Annotated in this window: 14 protein-coding genes; all 14 read left to right on the plus strand. The window is 38.8% G+C overall.

Annotation, left to right across the window (positions count from 1 at the left end):
* Positions 1-9: 9 nt before the first annotated feature.
* The 14 genes from ACIROD_RS16820 (at position 10) to ACIROD_RS16885 (ending at position 14,449) form a co-directional block, all read left to right on the plus strand.
* The gene (locus ACIROD_RS16820; RefSeq protein WP_402942260.1) at positions 10-1,557 is read left to right on the plus strand and encodes a sugar ABC transporter ATP-binding protein; all 1,548 of its coding nucleotides are present in this window, start codon (positions 10-12) and stop codon (positions 1,555-1,557) included.
* Positions 1,554-2,537: an ABC transporter permease gene (locus tag ACIROD_RS16825; protein ID WP_098186552.1), complete on the plus strand. Its 984-nt coding sequence runs from the start codon at positions 1,554-1,556 to the stop codon at positions 2,535-2,537. The genes ACIROD_RS16820 and ACIROD_RS16825 overlap by 4 nt, the downstream gene beginning before the upstream one ends.
* Positions 2,538-2,552: 15 nt before the next feature.
* The gene (locus ACIROD_RS16830) at positions 2,553-3,527 is read left to right on the plus strand and encodes an ABC transporter permease (protein WP_101221776.1); all 975 of its coding nucleotides are present in this window, start codon (positions 2,553-2,555) and stop codon (positions 3,525-3,527) included.
* Between the two features lie 68 nt (positions 3,528-3,595).
* Entirely contained in the window at positions 3,596-4,633 is a 1,038-nt protein-coding gene (locus tag ACIROD_RS16835) for an autoinducer 2 ABC transporter substrate-binding protein (RefSeq protein ID WP_048677830.1), read from the plus strand.
* Between the two features lie 95 nt (positions 4,634-4,728).
* Positions 4,729-6,393, plus strand: a complete 1,665-nt coding sequence (locus tag ACIROD_RS16840) for a ribulokinase (RefSeq protein ID WP_402942264.1) — start codon at positions 4,729-4,731, stop codon at positions 6,391-6,393.
* A complete protein-coding gene (gene rhaB, locus ACIROD_RS16845; protein WP_402942265.1) occupies positions 6,393-7,856 on the plus strand; it encodes a rhamnulokinase in 1,464 nt (487 codons plus the stop codon). The genes ACIROD_RS16840 and rhaB overlap by 1 nt, the downstream gene beginning before the upstream one ends.
* Before the next feature lie 15 nt (positions 7,857-7,871).
* A complete protein-coding gene (locus ACIROD_RS16850) occupies positions 7,872-9,167 on the plus strand; it encodes a class II aldolase/adducin family protein (protein ID WP_402942267.1) in 1,296 nt (431 codons plus the stop codon).
* A gap of 119 nt (positions 9,168-9,286) precedes the next feature.
* Positions 9,287-10,048 carry a DeoR/GlpR family DNA-binding transcription regulator gene (locus ACIROD_RS16855; protein WP_101221779.1) on the plus strand — a complete coding sequence of 254 codons (762 nt, stop codon included), beginning with the start codon at positions 9,287-9,289 and terminating at the stop codon, positions 10,046-10,048.
* 402 nt (positions 10,049-10,450) lie between these two features.
* Positions 10,451-11,350 (plus strand): ABC transporter ATP-binding protein, encoded by a 900-nt coding sequence (locus tag ACIROD_RS16860; RefSeq protein WP_402942269.1) that lies wholly within the window; start codon positions 10,451-10,453, stop codon positions 11,348-11,350.
* Positions 11,343-12,593, plus strand: coding sequence for an ABC transporter permease (locus ACIROD_RS16865; protein ID WP_260357420.1), 1,251 nt, complete (start codon positions 11,343-11,345; stop codon positions 12,591-12,593). Before ACIROD_RS16860 ends, ACIROD_RS16865 begins: the two co-directional genes overlap by 8 nt.
* A 133-nt stretch (positions 12,594-12,726) precedes the next feature.
* Complete coding sequence (locus ACIROD_RS16870; RefSeq protein ID WP_402942272.1) at positions 12,727-13,029, plus strand: hypothetical protein; 303 nt, start codon at positions 12,727-12,729, stop codon at positions 13,027-13,029.
* Between the two features lie 277 nt (positions 13,030-13,306).
* Positions 13,307-13,465, plus strand: coding sequence for a hypothetical protein (locus tag ACIROD_RS16875; RefSeq protein ID WP_260357422.1), 159 nt, complete (start codon positions 13,307-13,309; stop codon positions 13,463-13,465).
* A gap of 117 nt (positions 13,466-13,582) precedes the next feature.
* On the plus strand, positions 13,583-14,149 hold the full coding sequence (locus tag ACIROD_RS16880; protein ID WP_402942274.1) for an ATP-grasp domain-containing protein: 567 nt from the start codon (positions 13,583-13,585) through the stop codon (positions 14,147-14,149).
* Between the two features lie 147 nt (positions 14,150-14,296).
* Entirely contained in the window at positions 14,297-14,449 is a 153-nt protein-coding gene (locus tag ACIROD_RS16885) for a YfhD family protein (protein ID WP_098373080.1), read from the plus strand.
* The last annotated feature ends 11 nt before the right edge of the window (positions 14,450-14,460 follow it).

Genomic DNA, 14,460 nt, shown 5'->3' on the forward strand with positions numbered 1-14,460 from the left:
GAGAGAAACATGTCTGATTTCTTATTGCAAATGACGAATGTCAGTAAAACCTTCCCAGGTGTAAAAGCACTGGATAGCGTTCAGCTTGAAGTGAAAAAAGGAGAAGTTCATGCGTTAATAGGTGAGAATGGTGCCGGGAAATCAACTCTCATTAAAATATTAGCTGGCATTTATCGACCGGACCTAGGGGCCAAATTTTACTTTGAAGGAAAAGAAGCCGAAATTCAAAAACCGATTGATGCTACGCTAAAAGGCATTTCAATCATTTATCAGGATTTAAGTTTATTTTCAAACCTATCTGTAGCTGAAAATATCTATATTGGCCGGGATAGTGACAAAAAACCATGGAAAAAGATTAGATGGAAGGAGATGGAGGATACAGCAAAACGGGCACTTAAAGAACTAGAATTTGAGATTGATGTTCATACACCCGTTGAAAAATTAAGCATTGCTCAACAGCAGCTGATTGAAATCGCCAGAGCCCTCGCTTTTGATTCCAAGTTGATTGTAATGGACGAACCGACTTCATCCCTATCCGCAGGGGAAGTTGAAAAGCTTTATAAAGTTATACAAAAATTAAAGGATCGCGGAATTTCCATAATCTTTGTCAGCCACAAGTTAAAAGAGTTATTTACTGTTTCCGATCGATTTACAATATTGCGAGATGGGAAATATGTAGGCACTTATGAAACTGAAGAACTTGATGAAGATAAATTAATCACACTAATGGTGGGACGTCAGATTTTATATAACAAGAATATGGTTAAAGGAAAAACAGGAAAAACTCTTTTGGAACTGAATGGTTTATCAAAAGAAGGTAACTTTAAAGATATTTCCTTTGAATTGAAAGCTGGAGAGGTCCTTGGGATTACAGGACTTGTCGGATCAGGAAGAACAGAGCTTGCACAGGCGATATTCGGGGTCAACAGACCCTACGATGGAAGTATGAAAATAAATGGGGTTTCTACTAAAATCAAGTCTTCTGAACATGCTGTAAAGCAAGGGATTGCATATATTCCAGAAAGCAGAAAAACGCAAGGACTCATCCTTCGCCAGTCCATAATCAATAATATTTCATTACCTGTTTTGAAACAATTGAGAAATAAATTCAAATTGATTAAGCGAAAGGAAGAAGTTAAGCTGGCTGATCATTATATGAAAACGCTAGATGTTAGACCCGCTTTGCCTAAAAGGGCAGCTGGTGACCTGTCAGGCGGAAATCAACAGAAAGTCGTGATCGGCAAGTGGCTTTCTACTAAACCACAAATCCTAATTATTGATGAACCGACGAATGGGATTGATATTGGGGCGAAGTCAGAAATTCATAAGTTAATGAGGGAACTGGCAGCTGAAGGAATGGGCATTATTGTGATTTCTTCAGAGCTTCCAGAAGTACTTGCAGTCAGTGATCGGATTTTGGTCATGAGACATGGAAGAATAGCCGGAGAGCTTGGTATAGAAGAAGCGACACAGGAAAATATCATGAATTATGCTCTGCTTGGTTCTCAATCTCCTTCCAAAAAAGGGCTTCCGCTAAAAGAGGAGGTACGTGCATGAACGCCATTTTGAAGTCGAAGGAAATCAGCATCGCAATGATTGTTTTGCTTCTATGTATTACATTGACATTCTTAAGCCCGTATTTTTTAACTGTAGACAATTTGCTGGATGTACTAAAAGGGAATGCTGTACTTGGAATTCTGGCGGTGGGTATGACACTTGTAATCATCACTGGCGGGATTGACGTATCGGTGGCCGCTGTTACAAGCGCTGTCTGTGTCATCGTTGGAAAAGTAATGATGCTCATGCCTGACCATCCCATCTCTATACTATTACTCTTTTTGATTGGGCCATTTCTTGGGGTTTGTTTAGGTGCACTGAATGGACTGCTTGTTGCAAAGGTTCAAATTCCAGCTATTGTCGTGACACTTGGAATGATGAGTATCATTAATGGGCTCGTGTTGTACATTACGAATGGACAGTATTTGAACAGCAGCAGTTTTCCAACCGTATTCATCAAGTTTGCCAGTTTTGAGATGTTTGGTATATCTATCATCATTCTAATTTTTATCGCCGTAGCACTGTTTACTTGGTATATTTTGAAATACACATTAATCGGTCGCGAAGTATTGGCGATTGGCGGTAATAAAGATTCAGCCATTCGGGTTGGGATAAATTTTGACAAAGTTCAAATATTTGTTTTCTCCTATATGGGGTTTCTTGCAGGAATAGCAGCCATTGCTCAAACAGCATATACAAAGGCTGTGGATCCTAATGGAATGCTTGGTCTGGAGCTGATGGTCATAGCAGCCGTTGTTTTGGGCGGTGCGAACATCATGGGGGGGCGCGGTACCATTTTGGGAACGGTTTTGGGCGTTCTTCTGCTAGGCATTGTACAAAATGGACTTATCTTGGCAAAAATTGATACCTTCTGGCAAAAAGTATTCACTGGATTGATTATATTACTGGCTGTGTCATACGACCACATTCAATATAAGCGCTCAAAAGATAAGTTAGCGAAAATTGAAGTGGAAGCGTAAGAAAGAGGTGAAAAAATGAAACGGCTTTCAATATCAAAAGAAAATACTTTAGGTGTAATTACAGCAGGCTTGTTTGTGTTAATGAGTTTTTCAATACCTGGATTCTTTTCTTCAAATAATTTAACCAATATGATGTTCCAGCTCCCGGAGTTTGGTTTAATCGCATTAGCAATGATGGTGGTGATTGTAACTGGAGGGATTGACCTATCGATTACGTATACAGCTGCCTTGTCTGGCGTGACAATCGCACTTATGGCAAGCAGCGGATACCCAATGCTAGGCGCAATCTTAATCGGTGTTTTAGTCGGGCTGAGCTGCGGATTGATTAACGGCGTACTCATCTCAAAAATCGGTGTTTCGCCAATACTGGTAACACTCGGAACGATGGTGCTTTTTGAAGGTTTGATCTTAAGCATTACGAAGGGAAATTCAATTTCAGGATTCAGTGAGGGCTATAGCTTAATTGGAAACGGCTACTATATGGGGATCGTTCCTCTTTCCATCATTATTTTTGTACTATTTGCAATAATAACAGCTATATTGCTGTCAAAAACCAAATGGGGCAGAAGTGTTTATATGGTGGGTAGCAATCCGATCGCCACATTATTTTCAGGTGTAAATAATAGCAAGGTATTAATGAGGGTTTACTTATATGCGGCACTTCTTGCCACAATTGCTTCCATTATTATGACATCCCGTTATAATACTGCAAAAGTGGATCTGGGATCTTCTTATTTATTACAAAGTGTAGCGGCAGCCGTGCTTGGCGGAACTGAAATTCAAGGTGGTTATGGCAAAGTTATCGGCACTGTTTACGCAGTGGTCATTTTCCAAATGTTATCAAGTGGATTGAACTTAATGGGTGTACCACGATCGATCGTAACTGTAATGATGGGGGTTATTTTAATCACGGTATTGGTCATAAACTTCGTGAAAACGAAATTAGATGAAAAAAGTCAAAAGAAGTTACCTTCAAACTCTGTAGCGTAATTTACATGACCATGTAATCTCTGAAAATACTTTAGTGAAAAATCAGAAAAATTGTAAGGGGGATCATTATGAAGAAAATGACGGGGATATTGGCAACAGCTATTTTAGCTGGGGGACTGTTAGCAGGCTGTGTATCACAAGAAGGAGCATCGGGGAACAGTGAAAAAGAAACAAGTGGCGGAGGTGGTAATGAGAAGTTGAAAATTGCCGTAGTTCCAAAATTAATGGGGATACCATATTTCAATGCTTCTGAAAAAGGAGCGATTCAAGCAGGTAAAGATCTTGGTGTGGAAACCATTTACACAGGACCTACGGAACCGGATGCTGCACAGCAAGTAAAAGTCATTGAAGACTTAATTAGTCAAGATGTGGATGTAATCGCAGTAGCACCAAATGACGCTGCATCACTCTCACCAGTCCTTCAAAAGGCGAAGGATGAAGGAATAATTGTAATGGATTGGGATACACCAGCTGATCAATCCCTTGTAGAATTATCCGTCCACCAAATAGACGATGAAGCATACGGTCGCCATATCGCTAAATCACTCGTAAAACAAATGGGTGTTGAAAAAGGGCAAATCGCTATATTAACTGGAGGGCTTTCAGCTGCAAACTTAAACACCTGGATAGATGCAGCAAAAAAAGAACTGGAAGAGAATTATCCAGGTATTGAATTAGTATCGGATAAAATCGCGACAGATGAAAAACAACAGGTGGCATACCAAAAAACACTGGATTTAATAAAATCAAATCCTGAACTAAAGGGAATCATGGCTTTTTCTACTCCGGCACCTCTTGGGGCAGCCCAAGCTGTTCAGGAAAAAGGACTGCAAGATGATATAACAGTCGTTGGAACTGCTCTACCGAAAGACTCTTCACCATATTTAAATGATGGATCTCTAGATGTAGCCATTCTTTGGGAGCCAGACAAACTAGGTTATTTAACAGTTGCCCTCGCCAAACGTCTAGCTGAAGGGGAGAAACCAGAAGATGGTTTGAAAGTTGAAAATGTAGGTGAAATTGACGTGTGGGAGGATGGAAAAACAATCATCATGGGACCACCGACAGATTTTACGAAAGACAATGCAGCTGATTTTAATTTTTAAGGTTAGATAGACCGAAAAGTCCCCTCTCAACTATCTAGAGGGGCCTTTTTATTAAATATCATTGCGTGACTTGCATGTTAGGAGATGATGAAGGGATGAATGAGAGATATACAATCGGAATTGATTTTGGCACTGAATCAGGAAGAGTGCTGCTAGTAGATATAGAGAACGGAAATGAAATGGCTACACATGTTACACCTTATCGTCATGGAGTATTGTCTAATAGGCTTCCAGACGGATGTAAACTTGAAAAAGATTGGGCTCTCCAGCATCCAGGTGATTATTTGGACGTTTTATACACTTCTGTTCCTGAAGTGATTCGGTTAAGCGGAGTAGATGCGAATGATGTGATAGGCATTGGAATCGATTTTACCTCATGTACCATTTTGCCTGTTGATAAGAAAGGAAATCCCCTTTGTTTTGATGAGAAGTGGAAAAGGGACCCTCACAGTTGGGTCAAATTATGGAAGCATCATGCCGCACAAAAAGAAGCGGATGATATTACACGCATTGCACAGGCAACGAATCAACCATTCCTGCAACGATATGGCGGGAAAATTTCTTCTGAATGGATGTTCCCTAAGATTTTACAAGTGTTACGTGAATCACCTGATATCTATGAAGAAACGGATCTATTTATGGAAGCCGGAGATTGGATTACCTTCCGTCTGACGAATGAGCTGGTACGCAGCAGTAATATGAGCGGTTATAAAGCATTTTGGGATAAAAAAGATGGATATCCGGACCCTGCTTTTTTAGCGGCTATTGATGAACGTCTTCTGGATATACTGGATACAAAAATGCGTGGTGAAGTATTACCCATCGCTGGACGGTCGGGTGGTTTAACAGAAGGGATGGCTAAGAAGATGGGGTTGAAATCTGGTACGGCTGTTTCTGTATCCATAATCGATGCCCATGCAGGTGTTCCAGCTGTAGGAGCTGTCCATCCAGGCCAATTTGTGATGACGATGGGAACCTCTACTTGCCACATGTTAATTTCTGAGAAAAAACAAACAGTAGAAGGTATTTGTGGAGTAGTGGAGGATGGAATAATTCCCGGATCATTCAGTTATGAAACGGGACAGGTGGCTGTTGGCGATTCGTTTGCATGGTATATTGAGCAAACTGCTCCTGAGTATGTAAAGAAAGAAGCTGAGCAAGAAGGTGTCAATCTACATAGCTTACTGGAAAAAAAGGCTTCTTGCTTAAGGCCTGGTCAATCTGGGTTAGTGGCGTTAGATTGGTGGAATGGCAACCGAACAGTCCTTGTAGATGCGAACTTGTCAGGTGTGATAGCAGGGATTACTCTTTCCACGAAGCCGGAAGAAATATACCGTGCACTTTTAGAATCAACAGCCTTTGGAACAAGGAAAATCCTTGAAACCTTTGAGAATGAGGGTATAGAGATAAACGATTTGTTTGCCTGTGGCGGATTACCTCAAAAAAATAAACTGTTAATGCAGATATATGCCGATATTTTAAATCGTGAAATTAAAATCGCGGATGGGGAACAAGTTGTTGCATTAGGAGCAGCCATATACGCTGCCACGGCTGCCGGCCGTATAAATGGTGGGTATGATTCCTTAGAGGAGGCATCCTCTAAGATGGCAAAAGTAAAAGAAGATACTTTTATACCGGTTAAAGAAAATGTAAGTATTTATCAACAACTGTATGCTTATTATTTAGAACTGCATGACTTCTTTGGCCGCGATCATATTTCCATAATGCATGGTTTAAAGAAATTGAGGAGTGTGGACTAATGATACATATTGCGGTGGATATTGGTGCTTCAAGTGGCCGGCTGGTCTTAGGGAAAATGGAGAACGGGAAATTAGTAATTGAAGAAATCCATCGATTTGCGAATGGTTTCACCACCCAAAATGAAACCTGTTTTTGGGATATTGATCATTTATTGAATGAAATCTTAAAGGGGTTAGAATCAGCAAAAAAGCTTGGATACGACCACTGTACACTTGGAATTGATACGTGGGGAACGGATTACGTATTGTTGGATGATAATGGACACAGAGTGCAAGAAGTTATCTCTTATCGTGATAAGCGCACCGAAAATACAATCGAAAAGGTCACAAGAACACTACCTAAAGAAATCATTTATCAAAAAACGGGGATTCAATTCTTATCATTTAACACGTTATACCAATTGTACGAAGAAGATATAAAGAACCTGAAAGTCACTGGGAATGTCATGACTGTGCCAGATTATTTAGGTTACTGCCTAACGGGGAAAAAGGTCACAGAAGTTACAAGTGCTTCTTCGATGCAATTATTGAATGTAAACACGAAGAAGTTTGATGAAGAGTTACTAAACCTGATTGCATTGTCAAAAGATCAATTCCCGCCTTTTGCTAATCCGGGAGAACGATTAGGGAAACTGATGAAAGAACGTTTTTCTACTTTCGATCTTCCCAATACAGAAGTGATTATCGTTGCTTCACATGATACTGCATCCGCCATAGTCGGTTCACCTGGTAATGGAGAGAAATGGGCATATATTAGTAGCGGAACGTGGTCGTTGCTTGGGATTGAAAGCGATAAACCGATAGTGAATGAGTTAGCTCTTAAAAACAATTATACAAATGAATGGGGTGCATACGGAACCTACCGCTTTCTGAAAAATATCATTGGTATGTGGGTTATTCAAGAGGTCAGAAGACATTTAAAGGAAGACTATAACTTCGAGCAGTTTGTATATGAGGCAGAGAAAATAAAGGTGTGCAGGCAGTTCATCAACTTTAATGATAAACGATTTTTAAATCCAGAAAATATGATTCAAGAAATTCAGCAGTATTGTCGGGAGACGAATCAGGAGATTCCACATACAGTGGGCGAATTAGCGAACTGTATATTTACAAATATGTCTATTATTTATGCGATGTCCATTCGGCAAATAGAAGAGATAACCGGGAAAAGAATCGAGCAACTTCATATTGTCGGAGGAGGGGCGAAAAATGAATTCGTTAATCAACTTACGGCTGACCTTAGCGGGAAAACCATATACGCTGGACCAACGGAGGCTACGGCGATTGGGAATATACTAGTACAAATGATTTCAGGCAATGAAATAAGCGATTTACAAACGGCACGTCAGTTAATAGAACACTCGTTCCTTATAAAAAAATATGAGCCAAAAGAAAAAATTGAATCATCATCCCTGATTGAAAAATTCAAACAAGCAATTTCCATGAAAGAAGAAAGTAAATAATAGGAGTGATAAAGTATGAATGAAAATCTGCATCCAGCCGAACAAATTGTTATGATCATGGAACGTGTCTATAAATATGGCATGACAACAATTTCAGGAGGAAACCTTTCTATTCTAGATGAAAATGGTGACCTTTGGATTACTCCATCGGGAATTGATAAAGGGGCATTAACCATGGATGATATCATGTGCGTCAAAAAGGACGGTACATTCATAGGGAAACATAAACCATCGGTAGAGCTTCCTTTTCATCAAGGAATTTATGAAGCAAGGCCCGATATAAAAGCTATCGTACATGCACATCCCCCGGCTTTGGTTTCCTTTAGCATGGCTCGTAAAGGACCAAACCCAAAGTTGCTTTTACATGCATATAAGAGTGTAGCAGATTCCCTTCAGGTTGCACCCTATGCGATCCCTGGAAGCGACAAATTAAAGGAAAATATTTCGGCTGAATTTGCAAAAGGAGGGGATGCGGTCATATTGGAGAATCATGGTATTGTGGTAGGGAAACCCACTATATTTGATGCCTTTATGTTGTTTGAAACACTTGAAGATACTGCTTGTATGGAAATAAATGCAAGGAATATAGGGAAACCATTTGAACTGACCAAACAAAATTTACAAGAAATAGATTTATATAAAGCGGATAAATTAACACAGATAGAAATGAAGCACCATTCTGTCGAAGAGGTTTCTTGCCGTCAAGAAATGATCAGGTTATTGGAACGGTTATATGATCGTCAGCTTTTTACAAGTATCTCAGGCAGCTTTTCAACCCGCCTTAAAGATGGCTCTATTTTAATCACGCCTTCTCAACAGGACCGTAAATATATTAAGGAAGATGAATTGGTTCTGATTCATCAGGAGTATAGTGAAGAAGGAAAGGAACCATGTGAGTTTTTTGAGCTTCATCAAAAAATATATGAGTTAAACCCGGAGCTTACATCCGTAATCATTGCGAACCCAAGATTTTTAATGGCCTATGCTGTGACAGATGTTAAATATAATACACATATAATTCCAGAGGCCTACATTGTTCTTCGGGATATAGATAAAGTGCCTTTTGGAATGGGGGAAAATCATAATAGAATGATTGCAGATAAACTAGCAGAGGATAATCCTGTCCTATTAATTGAAAATGGGTATGCAGTTGTCTCAGGAAAAAGTTTACTGAGTGTATTTGATAGGCTAGAAGTAGCTGAATATAGTGCAAAAGCATTGGTGTACGCTAAAAGTATTGGCGAAGTAATTGATATTAGTGATGAAGATATTGAAGAAATTATTGAAGGTTTTAAGCTAATTGCCAAATAACCATATCAATGAAAAAAGGCAGTTCCTAAGCTCTCTATTTATATAGAGGGCTTTATATATGTTACAATACAAAAACAAACAAAAGTAAACAAAGATTATATAGATAGGAGAAAGTTGGTATGCTTGTAGCTCAAAGACACCAAAAAATTGTCGAACTCGTAAATGAACGTTCGAGTATTCGTGTTACAGAATTAAGTGAAATCTTTTCAGTAACAGAGGAAACAATCCGACGTGATCTCGAAAAGCTTGAGAAAGAAACAAAACTAAAACGCAGCCACGGCGGTGCCGTTAGCCTGCAAGAAGATGATTCGGAAATCCATTTTTCCGAAAGAGTGATAACAAATGTCAACGAAAAAAAAGTGATAGCATATGAAGCGGCAAAGCGGATAGTGGAAGGTGACAGGATTATTTTAGATGCAAGTACAACTGCCTGGTATATGTCAAAAGCCTTACCAAACATACCGCTAACGGTTATTACCAATTCCACCAAAGTGGTGATGGAATTGAGTAAAAAAGAAAAAATAGAGGTTATTTCAACCGGGGGAAGATTGCTGTCAAAGTCTTTATCATTTGTTGGTCCGATAGCAGAGAAATCATTAACGATGTATCATGTCAACAAAACGTTTTTGTCTTGCAAGGGGATTCACTTAGAAGAAGGACTCAGTGATTCTAATGAAGGGCAGGCTTTATTAAAAAAGAAAATGATCGAAAGGTCGGATGCAGTGATCCTGATGGTGGATTCCTCAAAGTTTGGAAAAAAGGCGTTTTCATTAATCGTTCCGCCTAGTGAAGTGGATGAGGTCATTACGGATAGAGAAATAGATGAAGCATCAAGAAAATTGCTTGAAAAAAGAAATGTAAAAGTAACGATTGTAAAATAAAATAGAATCATTAGCGACAGTTGGGAAATGTGTCCTTTAAAGCGAGCAATCTATTATAGAGGTTGGGTATCTTTACGGTACCCAATCTATTTTTATTATTGCCTCGTTTCCAAAAAAAAGGGCTTTCAGTTTAGTAACATGCTTGCGTTAGGGAAAGGCAGGAGACGTAAGGGGTTGTGAATATTACCAATAGGAAGGGAAAGGGGGTTTTGTCTTAAGTTTCGCAGAAAAAATACCATTAGGGTAAAGGGCAAACGAAAGGGCAGACGTGAAACGTTAATTTTTTCTGGAAATTTACATATAATCGAAGGGAAATAGATTTATTCGGTACTTGGTGATAGTTGAAATTGGAAAACATTTCCGTTAACATATAATAAGAATCATATTTTAGGAGGTTGTGCATTGGCTTTGCAAATCAAAGAAGTTACGAAAAAATTCGGGGAATTCACAGCTGTAAACCAGCTTGATTTAACTATTCCCGAGAAGGAAATGTTCGGTTTTTTAGGCGGGAACGGAGCAGGGAAAACGACTACGTTCCGGATGATACTCGGCCTGCTAGACCCCACTGAAGGGGAAGTTGTCTGGGATGGTAAGAAAATCGATTATACGACCAGTTCAATAATTGGCTATCTTCCTGAGGAACGCGGACTATATCCAAAACTGAAGGTGCGCGATCAAATTGTGTATTTGGCTAGATTAAGAGGGATGAACAAACGGGATGCTTTGAAAGAATTGGAGTATTGGCTGGACCGCTTTATGGTACCCGAGTATATCGATAAGCGAGTTGAAGAGCTTTCAAAGGGAAATCAGCAAAAAATCCAGCTGATCGCCTCGATGATCCATAAACCTGAATTACTTATCCTTGACGAACCCTTCAGCGGACTGGATCCAGTGAATGTGGAAATCCTGAAGAAAGCTGTCATTGACTTAAAGGACAGCGGCACGACGATCGTTTTCTCGAGCCATCGCATGGAGCATGTCGAGGAGATGTGCGAGCATCTTTGCATCATGCATAAAGGTTCCCCTGTTGTGGCTGGAAAATTAAAAGAAATCAAGCGTTCTTTTGGTAAAAAGAATGTCTCAATTAAAGCAGATTTTGATCTATCTTTCTTGGATAATTATTCAGGTGTAACAAAAGTCAAAAACACGATGGAAGGGAAAATTCTTCAAGTCTCTGGTGAAGATGTGGCTGAGAGCATGCTACGTGATCTTGTTCCAAGAGGTTTCGTCCGGAAATTCGAATTGGAAGAACCATCGCTGACGGATATTTTCATTGAAAAAGTAGGTGCCGTCTATGAATAAATTTTGGATTGTCCTTTCCCATACATATCTATCAAAATTAAAGACGAAATCCTTTATCATTTCTACAATCATTATGATGGCACTGATTCTCGTTCTTTCGAACCTTTCGAATCTTATTGATAAATTCGACAGTGATGAACAGGAAAAGGTTGCCGTTATCGATCAGACTGAAGGCAGCTTATTTGATCCTTATAAAAAAGCGGTAGCAGGTGTGAACGATGACCTATCGATAATATCCGCCCAGGATGAAAAGCAAGCGGAGGAAATGGTCAGCGCGGAAGAAATCGTTGGATATTTGATAATCGAAAAGGATGAAACCCTCGGCTTCAAGGGAACGTATAAAGCGAATCAAATTTCAGATTCTGCGGTAAGTAATGATTTGCTTTTAGCGCTAACCCAATTGAAGGGTCAAATAACCGCGAAGGAATTGAATTTGACAGAGCAGCAAATCGCTCAATTGAATACGCCGCCAGCATTTGATACGATTGCGCTTCAGAAAAATGCAAAAACGGAAGAGGACCTCAATCAAGCACGAGGTCTCGTGTATGTTCTCCTATTCGTCATTTACTTCGGTGTGTTGATGTATGCAACGATGATTGCAATGGAAGTAGCCACTGAGAAAACATCACGAGTCATGGAAATCCTGATTTCAAGTGTCCCGCCAGTCACACAGATGTTTGCCAAAATAATGGGTGTTGCTTTACTTAGTCTTACTCAAATGATTTTATTTTTTGGGGTGGGCTATTTCTCCATTAAACAAAACTTGACGGGTATGGACGAAGGATTCTTTTCATTTTTCGGTTTCGGCAGTACCGATATCTCAACGATCATTTATGCAATCATCTTCGCTTTGCTTGGGTATTTTCTGTACGCGACTCTTGCGGCATGCCTTGGGTCCGTTGTCAGCAAAATTGAAGATGTCCAGCAAATGATTTCACCGATGACCATGTTAGTTGTCATCGCCTTCATGATTGCGATGTTTGGACTGGGGAATCCGTCAGCCAGTTATATTACGATCACATCATTCATTCCATTTTTCACGCCTATGATCATGTTCTTGCGTGTAGGGATGCTTGAAGTTCCATTCTGGGAAATCGCCATCAGCATTGCAGTCTTGATCTTAACGATTGTTTTACTTGGAATAATCGGAGCAAAAATCTATCGGGGTGGAGTCTTGATGTATGGAAGCTCAAAATCACTGAAAAGCATCAAGAATGCCTTGCAATTATCCAAGAAAAATTAACATGAAACCTGGATCCTTCATTTGGAGGTATTCAGGTTTTTTTAAGATAATAATATAGGAACGAAAAGTAGCATAGATATAAGGGAACATAAATATATTCCATTTATGCAACCGCGATTAGGAGTGAATTATTATGAGCAATATGGTAACGTTGACGATAGCTTCAGAAGCGTTTCTCTTGCTATCCTTCATCATTATTATTTTATCAACCAAGAATCCGAAAAGAAATGTTCTCTGGGTCATCCTGTTCATCATTGGAGCTGCACCGCTTTTATATTTAGCCATAGATCATGTGAAAAACGACTATATGGATGCAAATATCGGATTGGGCCTTGCCTTTATGTTTACCTGGATATATAGCGTAGTAGCCTTTATCATTGCCATCATTCTTTTAGTGAAAAAGAAAAGGGATAATAATATTTCAAAAGAACAGTAATATTCCCATTATCCAATCAAGTTCCGGTTTTAAATTAGCTTTTTTGGATTTGAGGATATATGGGTTCCACATTTACGTTCTTAAGAGTGGAGTCCAAACTTCTCGATCATGGTAATGTCTTAAAAATATGGAGGTACCCCTTAAAGAAGTATCACCAAGCCAATACGAAAAAGGGTTGCCCTAAAAGTCATTTTACTGACTTTTAGGGGCAACCCCTTTTTTTGTTTTTAAATCCTTTTTAAATCAATGAAAATAAATGTAAAGCAGGTGAGGGTTAATGAACACACTATTGTTCGTAACAGATTTATACTATGAAGCAAAAGGAAGAAATTATTATGAGGAGGTTTGTTCCTTACTTCGAAGCTTAGAGAAGATTTTAAGTTGGGCATTTGTCATCCTGAAGACACTGAAACGTTTGAAAAAGATTTTGACTTAATAGTATTTCGAAATGCTGGTCCAGTAGCGAATTTTAAGGATACGTATCAAGCATTCCGCAATAGAGTAGTTTCTGGATATTCTGAAAACATACAATTCATTTAACGGAAAGGCTGATATGAACGGGAAGGAATACTTAATTGAACTAACGAATGCTCAATTTCCTGTTATTCCAACTATAGAAACTCTTGATTCTTTAGATAAACTCCCTAATGTAGAGACGTATATTGTAAAGCCGAAAGATGGTGCAGATTCAATCGGTTTGGAATTTGTAACGAAAGATGAATTGATAGATAAATTTGATCCAGAATCAAAAAACACATTAGTACAACCATTTATCAACTTTGAGTATGAGGTTTCATTTTATTTTATCGATAAAGAATTTCAGTATGCTCTTTATGCACCAGATAAAGAGCAAAGATGGGAATTAAAAGAATATTCACCTACTGAAGAAGAATTAACTTTTGCTAACAAATTTATTGAATGGAATAATCTTGATTGGGGGATTCAACGAGTTGATGCTTGTCGGAATGAACAAGGTGAACTTTTATTAGTTGAATTAGAAGATTTAAATCCCTATCTTTCCTTGTTAGAATTATCTGATGAAACACTGAAGAACTTTGTAGAGGCAATGAAAAAGTCATTACTGAAAACTCTTCAGCTTAAATTTGAATTTTTCTTATAGAACTATCAGGTGCGTAGTAGTAAAAGAAGGAGCAGTCCCAAAAAAATTTTATAAGGAAAAAAGTCGTTCATGAACAAATCTAAAGATATATAAATGTGATTCTTAGCCATACTAATAAAGATTAAAATATAGTTAGGAGGCAATATTATGGGAAGATCAAACAATCAAAAATCATCTAGCAGAAAAAAATCATTAGCTCAAACTCCCAATAACTTAAAAATCGAACCGGATCGTGTGAATGAAGAGTTTTCACGTGAGCTAGGTGAAAGTGCGAAAATAAGAGCTACAAGACCTAAATGATACTACAAAAA

The organism is Peribacillus sp. NPDC101481 (assembly GCF_044767165.1).
GTDB lineage: Bacteria > Bacillota > Bacilli > Bacillales > DSM-1321 > Peribacillus.

Coding starts and splice junctions, on each gene's coding strand:
- ACIROD_RS16880 (WP_402942274.1), top strand. CDS start 13,583: ATGAACGGGAAGGAATACTTAATTGAACTAACGAATGCTCAATTTCCT.
- ACIROD_RS16875 (WP_260357422.1), top strand. CDS start 13,307: ATGAACACACTATTGTTCGTAACAGATTTATACTATGAAGCAAAAGGA.
- ACIROD_RS16885 (WP_098373080.1), top strand. CDS start 14,297: ATGGGAAGATCAAACAATCAAAAATCATCTAGCAGAAAAAAATCATTA.
- ACIROD_RS16820 (WP_402942260.1), top strand. CDS start 10: ATGTCTGATTTCTTATTGCAAATGACGAATGTCAGTAAAACCTTCCCA.
- ACIROD_RS16870 (WP_402942272.1), top strand. CDS start 12,727: ATGAGCAATATGGTAACGTTGACGATAGCTTCAGAAGCGTTTCTCTTG.
- rhaB (WP_402942265.1), top strand. CDS start 6,393: ATGATACATATTGCGGTGGATATTGGTGCTTCAAGTGGCCGGCTGGTC.
- ACIROD_RS16835 (WP_048677830.1), top strand. CDS start 3,596: ATGAAGAAAATGACGGGGATATTGGCAACAGCTATTTTAGCTGGGGGA.
- ACIROD_RS16830 (WP_101221776.1), top strand. CDS start 2,553: ATGAAACGGCTTTCAATATCAAAAGAAAATACTTTAGGTGTAATTACA.
- ACIROD_RS16855 (WP_101221779.1), top strand. CDS start 9,287: ATGCTTGTAGCTCAAAGACACCAAAAAATTGTCGAACTCGTAAATGAA.
- ACIROD_RS16850 (WP_402942267.1), top strand. CDS start 7,872: ATGAATGAAAATCTGCATCCAGCCGAACAAATTGTTATGATCATGGAA.
- ACIROD_RS16825 (WP_098186552.1), top strand. CDS start 1,554: ATGAACGCCATTTTGAAGTCGAAGGAAATCAGCATCGCAATGATTGTT.
- ACIROD_RS16840 (WP_402942264.1), top strand. CDS start 4,729: ATGAATGAGAGATATACAATCGGAATTGATTTTGGCACTGAATCAGGA.
- ACIROD_RS16865 (WP_260357420.1), top strand. CDS start 11,343: ATGAATAAATTTTGGATTGTCCTTTCCCATACATATCTATCAAAATTA.